The organism is Mycobacterium attenuatum (assembly GCF_900566085.1).
Lineage (GTDB): Bacteria > Actinomycetota > Actinomycetes > Mycobacteriales > Mycobacteriaceae > Mycobacterium > Mycobacterium attenuatum.
In genome coordinates, this window is the sequence record NZ_UPHT01000139.1 from 1 (window position 1) to 17,157 (window position 17,157).

The 17,157-nt window shown below is 66.1% G+C and carries 18 protein-coding genes, 1 tRNA gene and 1 pseudogene; 6 read left to right on the forward strand and 14 right to left on the reverse strand.

Annotated elements, in window-relative coordinates; translation table 11 throughout:
- Nucleotides 1-119: 119 nt before the first annotated feature.
- From EET13_RS22630 to EET13_RS22670, 9 genes and pseudogenes are all read right to left on the reverse strand, one after another.
- Nucleotides 120-248: pseudogene (locus tag EET13_RS22630) on the reverse strand (SAM-dependent methyltransferase); the annotation flags it as partial.
- Between the two features lie 405 nt (nt 249-653).
- Nucleotides 654-1,046, reverse strand: coding sequence for a hypothetical protein (locus EET13_RS22635; protein WP_136623229.1), 393 nt, complete (start codon nt 1,044-1,046; stop codon nt 654-656).
- Between the two features lie 154 nt (nt 1,047-1,200).
- A complete protein-coding gene (locus tag EET13_RS22640) occupies nt 1,201-1,644 on the reverse strand; it encodes a hypothetical protein (protein WP_122444373.1) in 444 nt (147 codons plus the stop codon).
- Between the two features lie 175 nt (nt 1,645-1,819).
- Entirely contained in the window at nt 1,820-2,257 is a 438-nt protein-coding gene (locus EET13_RS22645; RefSeq protein WP_122444374.1) for a hypothetical protein, read from the reverse strand.
- Between the two features lie 236 nt (nt 2,258-2,493).
- Nucleotides 2,494-2,566 (reverse strand) — tRNA-Ala (locus EET13_RS22650).
- A 52-nt stretch (nt 2,567-2,618) separates the two neighbouring features.
- Complete coding sequence (sepX, locus tag EET13_RS22655; protein ID WP_122444375.1) at nt 2,619-3,764, reverse strand: divisome protein SepX/GlpR; 1,146 nt, start codon at nt 3,762-3,764, stop codon at nt 2,619-2,621.
- 198 nt (nt 3,765-3,962) lie between these two features.
- The gene (locus EET13_RS22660; RefSeq protein ID WP_211186505.1) at nt 3,963-4,616 is read right to left on the reverse strand and encodes a GNAT family N-acetyltransferase; all 654 of its coding nucleotides are present in this window, start codon (nt 4,614-4,616) and stop codon (nt 3,963-3,965) included.
- Between the two features lie 21 nt (nt 4,617-4,637).
- Nucleotides 4,638-5,927, reverse strand: coding sequence for a molybdotransferase-like divisome protein Glp (gene glp / locus EET13_RS22665; RefSeq protein WP_122444377.1), 1,290 nt, complete (start codon nt 5,925-5,927; stop codon nt 4,638-4,640).
- Between the two features lie 76 nt (nt 5,928-6,003).
- Nucleotides 6,004-6,918, reverse strand: a complete 915-nt coding sequence (locus tag EET13_RS22670) for a UTP--glucose-1-phosphate uridylyltransferase (protein WP_122444391.1) — start codon at nt 6,916-6,918, stop codon at nt 6,004-6,006.
- Nucleotides 6,919-6,995: 77 nt separating this feature from the next.
- Between EET13_RS22670 and EET13_RS22675 the strand changes: the two genes are divergently transcribed.
- The 4 genes from EET13_RS22675 (at nt 6,996) to mscL (ending at nt 9,300) form a co-directional block, all read left to right on the forward strand.
- Nucleotides 6,996-7,601, forward strand: a complete 606-nt coding sequence (locus tag EET13_RS22675) for a 5-formyltetrahydrofolate cyclo-ligase (RefSeq protein WP_122444392.1) — start codon at nt 6,996-6,998, stop codon at nt 7,599-7,601.
- Nucleotides 7,602-7,686: 85 nt separating this feature from the next.
- A complete protein-coding gene (locus tag EET13_RS22680; protein ID WP_122444378.1) occupies nt 7,687-7,998 on the forward strand; it encodes an FmdB family zinc ribbon protein in 312 nt (103 codons plus the stop codon).
- A gap of 65 nt (nt 7,999-8,063) precedes the next feature.
- Nucleotides 8,064-8,729, forward strand: a complete 666-nt coding sequence (locus EET13_RS22685) for an SAF domain-containing protein (protein WP_122444393.1) — start codon at nt 8,064-8,066, stop codon at nt 8,727-8,729.
- Between the two features lie 115 nt (nt 8,730-8,844).
- Entirely contained in the window at nt 8,845-9,300 is a 456-nt protein-coding gene (gene mscL / locus EET13_RS22690) for a large-conductance mechanosensitive channel protein MscL (protein WP_122444379.1), read from the forward strand.
- Nucleotides 9,301-9,324: 24 nt separating this feature from the next.
- On the opposite strand, the gene EET13_RS22695 is transcribed toward mscL, so the two are convergent.
- The 5 genes from EET13_RS22695 to rpmF form a co-directional block, all read right to left on the reverse strand.
- The gene (locus EET13_RS22695; RefSeq protein WP_122444380.1) at nt 9,325-9,870 is read right to left on the reverse strand and encodes a MogA/MoaB family molybdenum cofactor biosynthesis protein; all 546 of its coding nucleotides are present in this window, start codon (nt 9,868-9,870) and stop codon (nt 9,325-9,327) included.
- Nucleotides 9,870-11,309, reverse strand: a complete 1,440-nt coding sequence (locus EET13_RS22700; protein ID WP_122444381.1) for a S1C family serine protease — start codon at nt 11,307-11,309, stop codon at nt 9,870-9,872. Before EET13_RS22700 ends, EET13_RS22695 begins: the two co-directional genes overlap by 1 nt.
- A gap of 96 nt (nt 11,310-11,405) precedes the next feature.
- Complete coding sequence (locus EET13_RS22710; protein ID WP_122444382.1) at nt 11,406-12,953, reverse strand: HAMP domain-containing sensor histidine kinase; 1,548 nt, start codon at nt 12,951-12,953, stop codon at nt 11,406-11,408.
- On the reverse strand, nt 12,953-13,639 hold the full coding sequence (gene mprA / locus EET13_RS22715; RefSeq protein ID WP_036393573.1) for a two-component system response regulator MprA: 687 nt from the start codon (nt 13,637-13,639) through the stop codon (nt 12,953-12,955). Before mprA ends, EET13_RS22710 begins: the two co-directional genes overlap by 1 nt.
- 202 nt (nt 13,640-13,841) lie before the next feature.
- Nucleotides 13,842-14,015 carry a 50S ribosomal protein L32 gene (gene rpmF, locus EET13_RS22720; RefSeq protein ID WP_122444383.1) on the reverse strand — a complete coding sequence of 58 codons (174 nt, stop codon included), beginning with the start codon at nt 14,013-14,015 and terminating at the stop codon, nt 13,842-13,844.
- A 244-nt stretch (nt 14,016-14,259) separates the two neighbouring features.
- On the opposite strand from rpmF, the gene EET13_RS22725 reads away from it, so the two are divergent.
- Both EET13_RS22725 and EET13_RS22730 read left to right on the forward strand, forming a co-directional pair.
- Nucleotides 14,260-15,942 (forward strand): acyclic terpene utilization AtuA family protein, encoded by a 1,683-nt coding sequence (locus tag EET13_RS22725; RefSeq protein ID WP_122444384.1) that lies wholly within the window; start codon nt 14,260-14,262, stop codon nt 15,940-15,942.
- Nucleotides 15,939-17,087 (forward strand): acyl-CoA dehydrogenase family protein, encoded by a 1,149-nt coding sequence (locus EET13_RS22730; protein WP_122444385.1) that lies wholly within the window; start codon nt 15,939-15,941, stop codon nt 17,085-17,087. The genes EET13_RS22725 and EET13_RS22730 overlap by 4 nt, the downstream gene beginning before the upstream one ends.
- The last annotated feature ends 70 nt before the right edge of the window (nt 17,088-17,157 follow it).

The window sequence follows — 17,157 nt, forward strand, 5'->3', positions numbered from 1 at the left end:
CTGTTCACCTGCGAGGTGCCTTCCCACTGGAACGATTGAATCCTAGACAAATCCAATCATTCCTTGTAGGACAGGCACTTTCGCGTATCAACACCCAACGACACCGGTATTCCGCGAAAAATCCGGGCTAGCGCGGTGACGACGTACTGCTTGGTTTCGTCTGACACGTCGTAGCGGTCGGTGTATTCCAACCCGTCGGTTTGCAGACGGCGGTCAAGCCACGACGCATCCGGGCCGCCGCGAGGCATCGAATGGATTTCGACGGTGCTGGCCGCACGCCGACCGATGACCGGCCCCAGATTCTCCGGTGAAGACTTGGACCTCGTGGCCGACAAGTTGTGGTGACCGCGAGAGAAACTCCAGGTAACAGCGTTGGCTGTGACGGCTACGTGAAGCTGTGCGAATGCTCGTTCGTACCGGATCTTTACCGGACCCGTACGAAGTCGTCGGTCCCGAAGGTGTCGGCCCGCGAAGTCGCCAGCACCGCACACGCGGTCTCGTGCTCACGGCGTGCTCACGGACAATCGTTCGTCATCCCGCCAAAATTGGCCGATGGCGGCCACGAAGGCCGAATCACCCAAGAGCTGCTCCCACCGCGCCATGTCGGCGTCGGTCGGAAACAACGACCGGTAAAAGGGCACTTTCCTTGACCATCAAGCATCAATCGTCTCCGGGTCGGTGAAGAAAAGCGCGAGTTTTTGCTTGAATGCGAGACGCATAGTTGGCGTCATCGTGAAGATGCATCCCGCGGTGAGCACCGCAAGGGCAGCTTCAACCGATGCCAGGGTCGCCATCGAACTGAAGTCAACGACAGCCAGCCGCTTCTCGCTCTCTGCCGGGAGAACAAGCGGGAACAGATTGGCATATCCCATCTTGCCATCGCGAATCACGTCACTCGCCAGAATCTCGGCCTCTCGCGGACTCCCAGGGGAGGCGGGCATTTTCATCACCGGCGCCAACAACACGCCCGCGCGATCGCGGGGGTTCACAAAATCACAGTCATACGAGCACACGACGACCAAGTGGCCTTCGTCGTCCGACTTCATCGGCCTATCCCAGGCCTCAACCACCAGCATGACCGGTCGTATGTGATTCACCTTGGTGCTCTCCGGGGTCTACCTCGGAAAGCTTGGCACCGAGCAAGCGTCACCTTGGCGCAGTTTGTCGCCAAGCTCGGTTGTCAGCATCGCTATTTGCTGCTCAGCCGTCCGCCCAGGGGAGTTCAAAATCCTCGTCAACAAGGATTTTCGTCTGACGCAACTCAGCAAACCAATCATCCGGCACCTCAAAGAGCGACTGGTCCTCGTACAGATACTGGTCTGCAGCGGCCCCGCCGAGATGCCGATTCTCCTCGAGTATGGCGCCATGCAACATCTCAACTAAGTCACTCAGAACCCGGCTTGGACCGTACCGGTATGCCGATGTACGCAGGATCGAGGTGGTTGGCTGAGCGAATAGCTTGGGGAGGTTGGAAGTAGTAGCAAAATCGAACATCGCCGTCAGGGCCAAGCGCTCATTATCTGAATGCGGAGTCAACACAAGTTCGGCTTCCCGGGCCGCGCGTGCCTGCAGCACACTGACCTCATCCGCGTCGATCTGTTCCCAGGTCGTAGATACCTGCGACCTGTTCGCAGTCCCCATCATGACGTGACCCTTCCAGCTAACCTCGTCCTAAGATTGTCAGCGATGGCCGCAATCGCTTCAAGGTTGTGCGGAAATCTCGTGACCACCTCAGCTGCGTTCAAATGTGCGCGCTCGTAATTGATGTTCACGTCGACCTCAATGTCACCCTCAACCATGGTCATGAAAGTCATCCGAGTCACAAACTCCTGGTCGAGACGAAAGAACACGGTCGCGTCAGCCCCGACCAGGTCACGCCCAGTGAGTTCTTGTGGCGGTCCATGTCGATAAGAGCGCGGCGGATCTCGTCCTTCCTTCCTGAAGTTCCGTCAATCGTAAATAGAGCATTGTGGCCAATGGCCGTATGTGATCGAGGTCCCACGTATCCGAAGAACGCCTCCGCCAGCTGGACCAGGCCCCTCGCGTCGTCCACGATCTCATTCGGCTCAGTGACCGCGACTTGAAAGCGCTCCGCGAGAATGGTTAGCGACACACCTCTTGCCTCTGCCTGGAGCGCCACCGGTATGCGAAAAGCCGCATCAAGCGGCCGATTCCGATAGGCGAAGTCGTCCAAGTCGATCGTCGATAGCGGAATATTGCTTCCGACCAGCACCATGTTGAAGTTCTGTATGCCCATTTCGGCGACTCAACCTCTCCTCGATCTGGGTGCTGCACACACAATCGTAGTGTCAAACGAGAAGGCCAAGCCCTTTCGCGGGTGAGCTCGGGAGAGCGTGACCTCAACGCCTCTGCGGCTCACCTGCATGTCCGAGCAACCTAGCAAGAATCGCGTTGCGTACACATACGTACCGGGCGATCACAAACCGCCGACAGCTAAATGACTGGACCACTTTCAGCTGGGTATTCGCTTTGTGGAGCTAAGGGGATTCGAACCCCTGACCTACTCGATGCGAACGAGTCGCGCTACCAACTGCGCCATAGCCCCTGATCGCTAGCAGGCTACCAGCCACGGCAGCCGATGACCGAACCTGCCGGCCTTACTGACCGACGGCGCGCGGCAGATCGCGTGACCACCCGTAGTGGCGCATCGGAACCGCGTTGTCCAGGTGTTCGAAGATCGGGTCCTCGTCGTCGATTTCCAGGACCACTGCGCCCGGACGCCGCAGCCGGGACGGCACCACGTCGTAGTCGCGGTCATGCGTGTTTTCCACACCGACCCGCGCCCGCGCCATCCGGTGCATCCGGCGACGGCGCACCTTCTCCTCGATGCGGGTTTGCCGGCGCAGGTAGGCCAGGTAGAGCAGCGTGACCATGATGGCGGTACCGCACAACCACCATGCCAGCGGCGTCACCTCGAAGGCCGCAACCGCCGAGCCCACCAGGACCAGCGCCATCGCCATCAGCATGCGTTTGCGAAACGCGTACTTGCGCGCGCTCACCGCGGCGGCGGTCTTGGTGTCGAATCGGCGCCGCCGCGAGGCGCCCGGGGTGAAACTCGCCGGTGCGTCATGGTCGTCGTGGGGATCCTCCGGCGGTTCCAAACCGGACGAGTCCTCGACGTATTCATACTCGTCATCGGCACGCTCGGCACGTTCCTGGTGGCCGGCTCGCACGGCGAACAGCTCTGCGGTGTCGAGTTCGGATTCGTCGGCGGTGTCGTCCGCGACAGCGAGTTCGTCGGCATCGGATCGGGCATCGACGGCTGGCGGCATGGGCTCGGCCATCCGGGCGCTGGCCCCGACCGGAAGCGCCCCCGCACTCTCCTCGACCACCTCGACGTCCAGGTAATCCGGCCTGTCGGCCTGGGTTTCGCCGGCCTGGCCCGCGGCGCCGACCCGCATGACGACCGCACCCGGGCGATCGACCTCGCCAGCAACCTCGGCGTCCGACGCCACGTCATGGACCGGCGCGGTGTCCTGATCCGCATCGTCATCAGCCTGGCCGGCAGGGTCGTGAGCCCAGTCTTCCTCCGGTTTCCAGTGGGGGTCGCTGCGATGACCGGCGGCGGGCCCCCCGCGTTTGAGCAGGCGCGCGCTGGCACCGCCGTTGAGCACCCGGGTCGCCAGGGCGACGTCGCTGGTGCGCCGCACCGCGTCGCGTTTGCTGATGAGCATGGGCACCAGCACGAACAGCCAGAGCACCACCAGCGATATCCACAAGAGCGACTGCGGGATGCTTGGCATGATGACCTGCTCTCTTCAGTTCCGATCCCCGCGCGGCCCCATCGTTGGCCAACGCGGCCCGGCTCAAGCGCCTAGGACAATTACACACCTGTAATTTGCCTCTCACAAGCACCACTTGTCACACGTGTCGCGTCAGCCACAGTTTTCTCGGCGGACGCGGCAGGCCTTGAGGCTCGCTGGATGCCGTGGTCATCAGGATCAGGGCAAACTGGCCCGCCCCGCGCGGATCAGCCGCGACACCACCGATCCGTCGACCTCTTCGATGGTGATCGCCACCAAAACGTGGTCGCGCCACGCCGAGTCGACCTCGAGGTAGCGGCGCAGCAGTCCCTCCTCCCGAAAGCCGACCTTTGCCAAAACAGCCCGGCTGGCGGCATTCTCCGGACGCACGGTGGCCTCCACCCGATGCAGTCCCACCCGGCCGAAGCAGTGGTCCAGGCCCAGCGCCAAGGCCCCGGTGGCCACGCCCCCACCGGTATGGGTGCTCGGCACCCAGTAGCCGATCCACGCTGACCGCAGCGCTCCGTGGGTTACGTTGCCGATGGTCAATTGACCGCAGAACTTCCCGTCGAGCTCGATGATGTAGGGCAACATGCGGCCTTTGCGGGCCTCCGACCGCAGACCCGAATACACCGCCGGCCACGCGGCCACCGAATGCCGGAACGTCCAGTCACCTTCCGCGCTGGGCTCCCATGGCTCCAGGTGCGCACGATCGGCCTGCCGGACCCGGCTCCACTGCGCGCCGTCGCGCATCCGGACCGGTCGCAATCGGACCACTCCCGCTCGGACCCGCAGCGGCCCGATGTTCATCGGCCAGCCGGGATGCCGGTAATTCGAGCGCCACAGGTTCACGAGAAGATGCCGAGGTTACGCCTAGCCGTGCTGAGCCAGGAAGGCGACGTCGACGATCTCGCCGGTGCGGATCTGCTCTGCTCCGGTAGGAACCACAACCAGGCAGTTGGCCTCGGCCAAGGTGGCCAGCAGGTGCGACGACCCGCCCGCGGCTCCACCCAGCGCCTGCACCAGGTACTCGCCACTGTCCTGATCGCGCATCAGCTGACCACGCAGGAAGCCCTTGCGCCCGGCCACCGAGGTAATCGGCGACAAGGTACGGGCCTGCACTATCCGGCGCATCGGCTGACGCTTGCCCAGCGACAGCCGGATCAGCGGCCGGACCATCACCTCGAAAACCACCAGGGCGCTGACCGGATTGGCCGGCAGCAGAAACGTCGGAACCCGATCCCGGCCCAGCTGGCCGAACCCCTGGACCGATCCCGGATGCATCGCGACGCGGACAACCTCCATCTCGCCCAGCTCGGACAGCACTGAACGGACCGCTTCGGCGGCCGCGCCACCGACCCCGCCGGCGATCACCACAAGTTCGGCGCGGTTGAGCTGACCCTCCACGATCTCGCCCAGTTCCTTGGGGTTGTTGCTGACGATGCCGACTCGGTTCACCTCCGCCCCGGCGTCGCGTCCGGCGGCGGCCAGGGCATAGGAGTTGACGTCGTACACCTGCCCGTTGCCGGGGGTCCGAGAGATGTCGACCAGCTCGCCGCCGACGGCCATGACCGACAGCCGCGGACGCGGATGCACCAGCACCCGTTCCCGCCCGACGGCGGCCAGCAGCCCCACCTGCGCCGGGCCGATGATGGTGCCGGCCCGCACCGCCACGTCACCCGGCTGTACGTCGTCACCGGTATGGCGGACGTAGGCGCCCGACGGCGCGCCGCGCAGCACCCGCACCCGCGACATCCCGCCGTCGGTCCACCGCAACGGCAGCACCGCGTCGGCCAGGGTGGGCAGCGGCGCCCCGGTCTGCACCCGGGCCGCCTGCCGTGGCTGCAGCCTGGTTGGGGTGCGCGCACCGGCCTCGATGGTGCCCATGACCGGCAGGGTCACCACCTCGCGGCCCTCGAGGCTCGCGTCGTCGGCAAAGAGTTCGGTGGTCCCGGGTCCAAGGTCTTGGCCGACTCCCATCACGTCGACGCTGCGCACCGCGTAGCCGTCGATTGCGGCCTGATCGAAACCGGGCAGCGGCCGTTCGGTCACCACTTCTTCGGCGCACATCAGACCCTGTGCCTCGGCAATGGCTACACGGATTGGCCTCGGCGCTACCGCGGCGGCCGAAATCCGGGCCTGCTGCTCCTCCACAGAACGCACAGCGCGCCTTTCCGTCGAGTCAAAGGGGCGAGCTGGCCCCGATCACCCGGCTCGCCCTTGATGGCGGGCCGCCCGGCTAGTGCTCGTGCTCGGTCAGGCCCAATCGCGCCACCAACCATCGCCGCAAATCCGGGCCATAGTCGTCCCGATCCAATGCAAAGTCAACCGCAGCCTTGAGGTACCCGCCGGGATTTCCCAAGTCGTGTCGGGATCCCCGGTGCACGACCACGTGCACCGGATGGCCCTCGGCGATCAGCAGCGCAATGGCGTCGGTGAGCTGAACCTCGCCGCCCGCCCCCCGGTCGATGCGGCGCAACGCATCAAAAATCGCCCGGTCGAGGACATAGCGACCGGCCGCCGCATACATCGACGGGGCGTGCTGCGCCTTGGGCTTTTCGACCATCCCCTTCACCCGAAGCACGTCGGGCATCTTGGCGTCAGGGGCCGGTTCAACGTCGAAAACTCCGTAGGCGCTGATCTCCTCCGGCGTCACCTCGATGGCGCACAACACGGTGCCGCCCAGCCGGGCCCGGACCTTCGACATGGTGTTCAGCACCCCGGTCGGCAGCACCAGGTCATCGGGCAGCAGCACCGCGACGGCGTCCTCGTCGGCGGCCAGAGTGGGCTCCACGCAGCTGATGGCATGGCCGAGTCCCAGCGGCTCGGCCTGTACCACGGACTCGACCTTGATCAGCTCGGGGGCGCGACGCACCTTGGCCAGCATGGCCGTCTTGCCGCGCGCCTCGAGGGTGCCCTCCAGCACCAAGTCCTCGACGAAGTGGGCGACCACACCGTCTTTGCCCTCGGAGGTGACGATCACCAGGCGTTCGGCACCGGCGGCCGCGGCCTCGGCGGCCACCAACTCGATGCCGGGCGTATCGACCACCGGCAGCAGCTCCTTGGGCACGGTCTTGGTCGCGGGCAGAAACCGCGTGCCCAGGCCGGCTGCGGGCACGATCGCCGTGAAAGGGACCGGAACATCTGTCGACATCGTTCCCACGATAACGCTCACCGGATTTGCCGGGAGGGTCCGGCGCAATCAAATCCCGGCCTGTCATCGTTGTGGGCGTGACAAGCGCGGACAAGGCGGCGTTGCGGCAACGGCTGCAGGCCGCCCGTCGGCTGGTTGCCGGCGATGTCCGGGCCGCCGAGGCCGAATCGTTCATCCGTCACCTGGAGCCGTTGGCGAGCAGTCGCATCACGGTCTGCGCGTACGTGCCGGTGAGCGGCGAACCCGGATCGATGGAGATGCTGGAGGCGTTGCGGCGCCGCGCGGCCCGGGTGCTGTTGCCGGTGGCCCGGGTCGCCGCGGACAAGGTTCCGTTGCCGCTGCTGTGGGGCGAGTACCGCCCCGGAGAGCTGGTGGGAGGCCGGTGGGGGCTCCGGGAGCCGCCCGAGCCGTGGCTGCCGGAATCGGCGGTGGCCGAGGCCGACCTGATACTGGTGCCGGCGCTGGCCGTCGACCGCCGCGGCGTGCGGCTGGGCAAGGGGCTTGGCTTCTACGACCGCTCACTGGCCGGCATCGGCCCGCGCACCCGGCTGATTGCGCTGGTCCGGGACGAGGAGTTGGTCGACGAGCTGCCCTGCCAACCGCATGACGTGCGAATGACCGGTGTCATCACACCCGCACGTGGATTGATCGCGCTTTCGGGCGGGCAGGCCTCGGGAGTGTGACTCGGGAATGGCTCGCGTCACGTGGCGGTTCTAGCACTTGAAAAGGTAGAGTGCTAGCCCAGAACGAATTTTCCCGGAGGTTCTTGTGCCGACTTACAGCTACGCGTGCACCGAGTGCGCCGACCGCTTCGACGTTGTGCAGGCCTTCACCGACGATGCGCTGACCACTTGCGAGAAGTGTTCCGGTCGGCTGCGCAAGCTGTTCAACTCCGTTGGCGTCGTATTCAAAGGCAGCGGCTTCTACCGCACCGACAGCCGCGAAACGGACAAGAAGTCGAAGAGCTCCACCAACGGCTCGTCATCAAGCGAGCCGAAATCGAGCGAGACTAAGTCGTCGAGCGCGGCGGAGAAATCCACCAACACGACCGCCCCGGTTACCGCGGGCGCCGCGAGCTGACCGGTTATCCACAGGTCCGCGCCTGACCGGCAGCACCGGAGCCGCACCGCGCATACGGTGTGCACGTGGCCGAACCATCGCTGAACGCAACCCTGTTCAGCCGCCTGTCGATACTGCTCCGCCCGGACTGGACTCGCACCGTTCTGGCCCGGCGGATCGCCGCCGGCGGCCTCGTCGTGCTGGCCGGCGTTGCAGCGCTGCGGTCGAATACCCAGGTCGACCGTTCGCAGGTGGTGGTCGCCACCCGTGATCTGCGCCCGGGCAGTTCCTTGACCTCCGACGACGTCCGGCTGGAAGAACGTTGGGCCGCAACACTTCCCGACGGGTCACAGACCGCGCTGGGGGCAGTCGTCGGTTCGACGCTGGCCGGCCCGGCACGACGCGGCGAGGTGCTCACCGATGTGCGAATCCTGGGCAGCCGGCTGGCCGAGTCCACGGCCGGGCCCGATGCCCGCATCGTCCCGCTCCATCTGGCCGATAGCGCGCTGATCGACCTCATCCGGGTCGGCGACGTGGTGGACGTGCTTGCCGCGCCGGCCGCCGACTCGCCGGCGGTCGCCGCGCCGGCCAGCAAGGTCGTAGCCACCGACGCCGTCGTGGTGCTGGTGTCGGCCAAACAGGAGCTTCAGTCCCACAATGACCGCGTCCTGTTGGTTGCCCTGCCGGCGCGCCTGGCGAACGCGGTCGCAGGCGCGGTGTTGGGCCAGACGGTGACGTTGACTTTGCATTGAGCCTGCAGCCACAAATACCCGGCTTCTGAGATACCGTCTGGCTTCGACGTGCCGGGCCACTGGTCCGGCACGCGAGCAGGATCAGACCGAAGACCGACTGTGAAAGGCGCTACCCATGCTCAAAGGGTTCAAAGAGTTTCTCGCGCGGGGCAATATCGTCGACCTGGCCGTCGCAGTGGTGATCGGTACGGCGTTTACGGCGTTGGTCAAAGGTTTCACCGACAGCATCATTACGCCGCTGATCAACTTGATCGGGGTCAATCAGCAGTCCAACGTCGGCTTCTTGACCAGATACATCGGCGACCAGAAGTTCGACCTGAACATTCTCGTGTCGGCCGCGATCAGCTTTTTCCTGATCTCGTTCGTGCTGTATTTCTTCATCGTGCTGCCCTACAACACGCTGCGCAAACGTGGTGAGGTCGAGCAGGCGGACGACGCGCAGGTGGTTCTGCTCACTGAGATCCGCGACTTGCTGGCCCAAACGAACGGCGACGGCCCGTCGGGCAGGCACGGCGGCGCGGCTACGTCTGTGTCACCCCCGCCGGACCACGGGCCGCGCGCGGACACCTGATCCGCCGTGGCTTACGGCCGAAGGTCAGATCTCGAGGCTCGACAATTGTCCGATGATCTGAGCGGCTAACGGATTCAGCGTCGCCATGCCGTCGCGTACGGCATAGCGGGAACCGGCGAGGTTGACCACCAAGGTGCTTCCGGATACGCCCGCTAAGCCGCGCGACAGCCCGGCGTCGATGATCCCCGCAGACAGTCCCGAGGCGCGGATGGCTTCGGCGATGCCGAGGATTTCCCGGTCCAGGATGTCACGGGTGGCCTCGGGGGTGACGTCGCGCGGCGTGACGCCGGTCCCGCCCACCGACACCACCAGGTCCACCCCTCCGATCACGGCGGTGTTCAGCGCGTTGCGGATCTCGACTTCATCGGCCGAGACCGCGACCACACCGTCGACCACGAACCCCGCCTCGGTGAGCAGCTCGGTGACCAGCGGGCCGCTGTGGTCCTCGTCGCCATGGGCTGTGCGATCGTCGACGACGACGACAAGCGCCCGGCCCACCACCAACTCCGCACTCTGTTCCATGGGTGCAACCGTATATCCGAGGTCTGACAACGGAGGACCTGCCTTCATCACTGCTCTGCCTTGCCTAACGTCACCGGTAAGGTGCGCGTGCCGCCCGAGGGATCTTGGAAGGTCAGCGCCACCTTGTCGCCCGGCGCCTTGGACCGCACGGCGGCGACCAGCGCGTCGGCGCTGTTGATGGGTCGGTCGTCCACCTTGGTGACGACGACACCCTTGGGCACTCCGGCCGTGGCGGCCGCGCCGCCCTGCACCACCTCGACCACCTTGGCGCCGGGAATGCCCTTGTCGGTGGTGACCTGGACGCCCAGTGAGGCGTGTGTTGCCTTACCGGTGCTGATCAGCTCGTCGGCAATCCGCTTGGCCTGGTCGACCGGGATCGCGAAACCCAGGCCGATCGAACCGCTTTGCGCATCACCGGAATCCGCGCCCAAAGTGGCAATGGCCGAGTTGACGCCCACCAGTTGACCACTCATGTTGACCAACGCACCACCGGAGTTACCCGGGTTGATGGCGGCATCGGTCTGGATCGCGTCCAACACCGTGTTCTGGTTACCGGACTCGCCGGTTGTCGACACCGGCCGGTTGAGGGCGCTGACTATTCCCGTCGTCACCGTGCCGGCCAGACCCAGCGGTGAACCGATCGCCAGGACCGGCTGACCGACCCGCAGGTCCGACGACGACCCCAGCGATATCGGGGTGAGGCCGCTGACGCCTTGGACCTTGATCACCGCGATGTCGCTGGTCGGGTCGGCGCCAACCACCGTGAACGGCGCCGTCCGGCCGTCGGAGAAGGTCACCGTGGTTTTCGGCGGCGGGGCGCCGGCCGGCGGTTTGGCGGCGGCCGCAACCACGTGGTTGTTGGTCAAGATCAGCCCGTCGCTGGACAAGATGATGCCCGAACCCTCTTCCGATGCGCGCCCCAGATCAGTCTCCAGCATGACGACGCTGGGGACCACCTTGGCGGCCACCTGCTCGACCGAACCCGCCGGCATGTTTGCTGCCGGAATGCTGGGAGCGCCGCTGGCGACCACTCCGCGACCGTTGGTGCTTGCCGGTGACCGGCTCAATTCGACGACCGATGCCGCCGCGCCGCCGATGCCGGCCGACACCACGGCGATCGTGAGTGCACCGATCGCCAGCATGCCGGCACGCGGGCGTCGTTGCTGAATTACCGTGGGGGGCGGTGTCATCGGAGGAAGGATGCCGGGTATCGGGCCCGGACCGGTGCCGCCACCGGCACGGCCCTGCCCGGTACCACCGGGGAGCGGGCCCACCCCGGTACCGCCCGGCAGTGGCCGCGGCCCGGTCCCCGCGAAGGGGTCATAGGGCCGGCCGTACTGGGGCTGCGACCGCTGGTAGCGCCAGTCGAACTGCTGGTTGTATGTTTGCCCGGACCCCTGCGCATAAGCCGGAGGGACGGGCTGGTTGGGCGCGGCACGATATTCCGGTTGCTGCGGCGGTGGCGAATACCTCGGGTGATTCGTCATGTCGCTAAGTCGCTCTTCCTCTACTGGGGGTTAGTAGGCCCCGGTGCTTGGCCATGCGTTGCCGACATGGGCTTGCTGTTAACAGTAACTGCACCACTACCTTGCGCGCGCGGACTGAGAATCCACTGAGATAACGTTCGTCGAACTCCGAGAGTTCGCGGAGTCCTCGGCGCCCTCAGCAGAATCGCCGTCCTCGGTCGCGGCACTGGTATCGACGGCGGCGGTGGGCAGGGGCGGACCCGGCATCGGGCGGCCCGGCAGCAGCACGTAAATCGATGTTCCCGGGGGCTGGCCCCGCGGGACGGTGTCTTCGACCCGCAGCGATCCACCGTGGTTGAGCACCACCTGCTTGACGATTGCCAGGCCCAGGCCCGAACCCGGCATCGCTCGCGCCGACGCGGACCGGTAGAACCGCTCGAACACCAGCCGCCGCTCTTGCGGCGGAATGCCGGGCCCGCGGTCGGAAACCACCAGCTCGGCGTGCGACGGGTCGAGTTGTCGCAACGTGACGCCCACGTGGCCGCCCGGTGGGCTCCACTTGGCTGCGTTGTCCATGAGGTTGAGCGCCGCCCGCGACAGCCCGGGGGCGTCACCGTAGATCTGCCAGGGAATCACGGCGACGTCGAAGTGAATGTCGTTGCGTCGCCGCCTGACCCGCTCCAGGCTGCGATCGATGACATCGGCCATGTCAACCGGCTCGTGCACCACTTCACCGGCGTCGCCGCGCGTCAGATCCACCAAATCGCCTACCAGGGTGGACAATTCCTCGATCTGAGCCAGCACATCGGCACGCAGGTCGACCATCTCCTGCTCCGGCAGCCGCGGCGCTCCCGGCTTCATCGACGCCATCAGCAGTTCGACGTTGGTGCGCAACGACGTCAACGGGGTGCGCAACTCGTGGCCGGCGTCGGTGACCAAGCGGGCCTGCCGTTCCCGAGATTCGGCCAGCGCCCGCAGCATCAGATTGAATGCCTCGGTGAGCCTGGCCAATTCGTCGCTGCCGAAGACCGGGATGGGCCGCAGGTCGTCGGTTCGGGCCACCCGTTCGGCCGCCTCGGTGAGGCGGCCCACCGGACGCAGCCCGGCCCTAGTGACCATCCCCCCGGCCACCGCGGCGACCGCCACACCGACACCACCGACGATCAGCAGTACCGCGCGGAGCTTGGTCATGACCGCCTCGGTCGGCTTCAGACTCTTGGAGATCAGCAGTGAACTGCCGCTGGGCAGGTGGATGGCAAGTACCCGTTGATCGGCCGCAGTCCGCCGCGACATGAACAACTCGCCTCGGATGACGGCCTTTTCCGGGCCGCCGACGGGCAGGTGCTGTCCGGGCTGGTTGGCGGTGTAGATCGAGTGACCGGGGTTGACCAGCATTGCGTTGACGTCCGAATACGCCGTGCCCTCAATGGCTTTGCCCGGGTCGGCGGCAAGCGATCCGCTGGCGATCAGCAACTGCGCGCGGCTTTGCAGCTGATTGTCGATGTCGCTGTAGAGCGCGGCCGAGATCACCGCGTACACCGCAAACGACATCAGGACCACGACCATGGCCACCATCGACATCGCCAGCAGCATGACCCGCCACCGCAGGGACAACGAGCTGGTCGTTCGCAGCGGTACCCGCTTTCGGCGGCGGAACCCGAGCATCAGGGCGGTGTTTCGCGTAGCACGTAACCCACCCCGCGGACGGTGTGGATCAGCCGCGGCTCGCCATCGGCCTCGGTCTTGCGGCGTAGGTACCCGACGTAGACCTCCAGCGCGTTGCCGGAGGTGGGAAAGTCGAAGCCCCACACCTCTTCGAGGATGCGGCTGCGGGTGAGCACCCGTCGCGGGTTGGCGATCAGCATCTCCAGCAAGGCGAACTCGGTGCGGGTGAGGCTGATGCGGCGCTGCCCGCGGGTGACTTCACGGGTTACCGGGTCCAAGCTGAGGTCGGAGAACCGCATGGCCACCGACTCGGCGGTGTCGTCGGGCTTCGTGCGGCGCAGCAAGGCACGCATCCGCGCGAGCAATTCTTCAAGCGCGAACGGCTTCGGCAGGTAGTCGTCGGCACCGGCGTCGAGGCCGGCCACCCGCTCGGAAACCGAGTCGCGGGCGGTCAGAACCAATATCGGCAGATCGTCGCCGGTGCTGCGGAGCTGACGACACACTTCCAAACCGTCCAGCCGCGGCATCATGACATCCAGCACCAGTGCGTCGGGGCGATCGCTGGCGATCATGTCGAGCGCCTCGAGGCCGTCGTGGGCCAGTTCGACCGAGTAGCCGTTGAAGGAAAGCGACCGGCGCAGTGACTCGCGTACCGCGCGATCGTCGTCGACGACAAGAATCCGCACGGACACTAGTCTCGTACGACGGCCTGAGACAGGCCTAAGAGGCGCGCCGCTAGGTGGTGTGGACCATCCCCTTGTGTCACTTGCGCCACCGCCGACGCCCGCGCGCAGGGATGCTCTGCTTGCCCAGCTGAGGCGACTGGCTATCGCAGATGATCACAGATACTGGTGTGACAATTGTGGCCGACACGCTTGAGGCGGCGGCCTAGCGACGATCGAGGTCGATCAGGCCCAGCCGAGCAGCCTTGAGCAGCCGGCGGGGCACTTTGTGCTTCTGGCCCGCCACGGTCACACCGACCAGTTCAGTGGAGGTGGCCTTCCATTGCGAACGTCGGCTTCGGGTATTCGCGCGCGACATCCTGCGCTTGGGTACCGCCATGGTGGGGCCTTACTCCTCGTTCGGGGGCGGGTCAGTACGCCGGAACGGCGCCGATTGCCCTCCCAGGGTAGTCGGTGACCTCCAGCTCGCAAAACCGGAGTGCAATGGTCGACAGAGGCGGGTATCACACCGCCCGAGGTGTACGGCTATGCTGACCTACCGGTTGGTTGGCCGGTTCGGCCCCGTCGGTAATCCCAATGAAGGGAGGACGCGCATGGCTTCTGTTGGTGGCGCGTCCGGAGCAGTGCGGATTGCCAACTGCTCGGGTTTCTACGGCGACCGCCTCTCGGCCATGCGGGAGATGCTCACCGGCGGTGACGTGGATTACGTCACGGGCGACTATCTGGCCGAGCTGACCATGCTGATTCTGGGCCGCGACCGGATGAAAAACCCCGAGCGCGGCTACGCCAAGACGTTCCTTACCCAACTCGAGGACTGTCTGGGGCTGGCCTGCGACCGGGGAGTGCGCATCGTGGCCAACGCCGGTGGCCTGAACCCGGCCGGGTTGGCCGACGCGATCCGGGCCCTGGCTCAACGGCTCGGCATCCCGGCCCGGATCGCCCATGTCGAGGGGGACGACCTGCTGGCCCGCGCGGCCGAACTCGGCCTCGGCACGCCGCTGACGGCCAACGCCTACCTGGGCGCCTGGGGCATCGTCGACTGCCTCAATGCCGGAGCCGACGTCGTCGTGACCGGGCGGGTGACCGACGCCTCGGTGATCGTCGGATCCGCCGCCGCGCACTTCGGCTGGGGCCGCACCGACTACAACCAGTTGGCCGGAGCGGTGGTCGCCGGTCACGTCATCGAATGCGGGGTGCAGGCCACCGGCGGCAACTTCTCCTTTTTCACCGAGATCGCCGACCTGACCCATCCCGGCTTTCCGCTGGCCGAGGTCCACGCCGATGGCTCCTCGGTAATCACGAAGCACCCCGGCACCGGCGGCCTGGTCAGCACCGACACGGTCACCGCGCAGCTGCTCTACGAGATCACCGGCGCCCGCTACGCCAACCCGGATGTGACCGCACGCATGGACAGCATCGAGCTGTCGGCCGACGGCCCGGACCGGGTCCGGGTCAGCGGCGTGGTTGGCGAGCCGCCGCCGCCCACCCTCAAGGTGTCGCTGAACAGCATCGGCGGTTTCCGCAACTCGATGACGTTCGTACTGACCGGTTTGGACATCGAGTCCAAGGCCGATTTGGTGCGCCGCCAACTCGAAGCCGCGCTGACGCTCAAACCCGCCGAACTGGAGTGGACGCTGGCCCGTACCGACCACCCCGACGCCGACACCGAAGAGGCGGCCAGCGCCCTGCTGCGCTGCGTGGTCCGCGATCCCGATCCCGCCAACGTCGGACGCCAATTCTCTTCGGCAGCAGTGGAATTAGCGCTGGCCAGCTATCCGGGTTTCACCGTGACCGCCCCGCCCGCGGACGGTCAGGTGTACGGCGTCTACACGCCGGGATACGTCGACGCCGCGCAGGTGCCGCACCTCGCGGTGCGTCCTGACGGCACCAGCGCCGAAATATCCTGCGCCACTGAAACTTTGGAGCTCGCGCCGGTTGATCCTCCGACGCTTCCCGAGCCGTTGCCGGAGGGTCCGACCCGGCGCGCACCGCTGGGCCTGATCGCCGGCGCCCGCAGCGGCGACAAGGGCGGGTCGGCCAATGTCGGGCTGTGGGTGCGCACCGACGAGCAATGGCGGTGGCTGGCCAACACGCTCACCGTCGAGTTGCTCAAGGAGCTGTTGCCAGAGACGGCCGGCCTCGACGTCGCCCGGCATGCGCTGCCCAACCTGCGCGCATTGAATTTCGTGATCGAGGGGATCCTGGGTCAGGGCGTGGCCTACCAGGCGCGTTTCGACCCGCAGGCCAAGGGGCTGGGCGAATGGCTGCGCAGCCGCCACGTCGACATTCCGGAGACGCTGTTGTGAATATTTGGACCACACCGGAGCGCGAGCAGTTGCGTAAGACCGTCCGCGCATTCGCCGAACGAGAAGTCCTGCCGCACATCGGCGAATGGGAGCGAGTCGGCGAGCTGCCGCGCGACTTGCACCGGCGCGCCGCATCCGCCGGCCTGCTGGGAGCGGGTTTTCCCGAAGCCGTCGGCGGTGGCGGCGGCGACGGCGCCGACTCGGTCGTCATCTGCGAAGAGATGCATCAATCCGGTTCGCCCGGTGGGGTTTTCGCGTCCTTGTTCACCTGCGGGATCGCAGTGCCGCACATGATCGCCTCCGGTGACGCACGGTTGATCGACACCTTCGTTCGTCCCACCCTGGCCGGTGAGAAAATCGGCGCGCTGGCCATCACCGAACCGGGCGGCGGTTCGGACGTCGGACATCTGCGCACCAACGCGATACGAGACGGCGACCACTACGTGATCAACGGAGCCAAAACCTACATCACGTCCGGGGTGCGCGCCGACTACGTCGTCACCGCGGTACGCACCGGCGGCCCGGGCGCAGCCGGGGTCTCACTGGTGGTGGTGGAGAAGGGCACTCCAGGTTTTGAGGTCACCCGCAAGCTGGACAAGATGGGCTGGCGCTCCTCGGATACCGCCGAACTGTCCTACATCGACGTGCGGGTACCGGCCGCCAATCTCGTGGGCGCCGAGAACAGCGGGTTCGCTCAGATCGCCCAGGCCTTCGTCTCCGAACGCGTCGGCCTTGCCGCACAAGCTTATTCGAGTGCACAGCGCTGTCTGGACATTACGGTGCAGTGGTGCCGCGACCGGGAGACCTTCGGACGTCGGCTGATCTCGCGCCAGTCAGTACAGAACACTTTGGCCGAGATGGCCCGCCGTATCGATGTCGCCCGGGTCTATTCGCATCATGTGGTGGAACGTCAGCTTGCCGGCGAAACGAACTTGATCCCGCAGGTGTGCTTCGCCAAGAACACCGCCGTCGAGGCCGGCGAATGGGTGGCCAACCAGGCCGTCCAGCTCTTCGGCGGGATGGGGTACATGGCCGAATCCGAAGTCGAACGCCAGTATCGCGACATGAGGATACTGGGCATCGGTGGCGGAACCACCGAAATTCTGACCGCGCTTGCCGCCAAAACCCTGGGATTCCAATCATGATTGCACCGCCTCTCCCCCGCACGCGGGAGGTATCCCCACTCCCCCTCGCCGCTTCGCGGCCGGGTGTGCC

Bases quoted from the DNA above. Each gene is read 5' to 3' on its own strand.
- EET13_RS22635 (WP_136623229.1), bottom strand. From the start codon at position 1,046: ATGAAGTCGGACGACGAAGGCCACTTGGTCGTCGTGTGCTCGTATGAC.
- EET13_RS22640 (WP_122444373.1), bottom strand. From the start codon at position 1,644: ATGATGGGGACTGCGAACAGGTCGCAGGTATCTACGACCTGGGAACAG.
- EET13_RS22645 (WP_122444374.1), bottom strand. From the start codon at position 2,257: ATGGGCATACAGAACTTCAACATGGTGCTGGTCGGAAGCAATATTCCG.
- sepX (WP_122444375.1), bottom strand. From the start codon at position 3,764: ATGCCAAGCATCCCGCAGTCGCTCTTGTGGATATCGCTGGTGGTGCTC.
- EET13_RS22670 (WP_122444391.1), bottom strand. From the start codon at position 6,918: ATGTCGACAGATGTTCCGGTCCCTTTCACGGCGATCGTGCCCGCAGCC.
- mscL (WP_122444379.1), top strand. From the start codon at position 8,845: ATGCTCAAAGGGTTCAAAGAGTTTCTCGCGCGGGGCAATATCGTCGAC.
- EET13_RS22695 (WP_122444380.1), bottom strand. From the start codon at position 9,870: ATGAAGGCAGGTCCTCCGTTGTCAGACCTCGGATATACGGTTGCACCC.
- EET13_RS22700 (WP_122444381.1), bottom strand. From the start codon at position 11,309: ATGACGAATCACCCGAGGTATTCGCCACCGCCGCAGCAACCGGAATAT.
- EET13_RS22710 (WP_122444382.1), bottom strand. From the start codon at position 12,953: ATGCTCGGGTTCCGCCGCCGAAAGCGGGTACCGCTGCGAACGACCAGC.
- rpmF (WP_122444383.1), bottom strand. From the start codon at position 14,015: ATGGCGGTACCCAAGCGCAGGATGTCGCGCGCGAATACCCGAAGCCGA.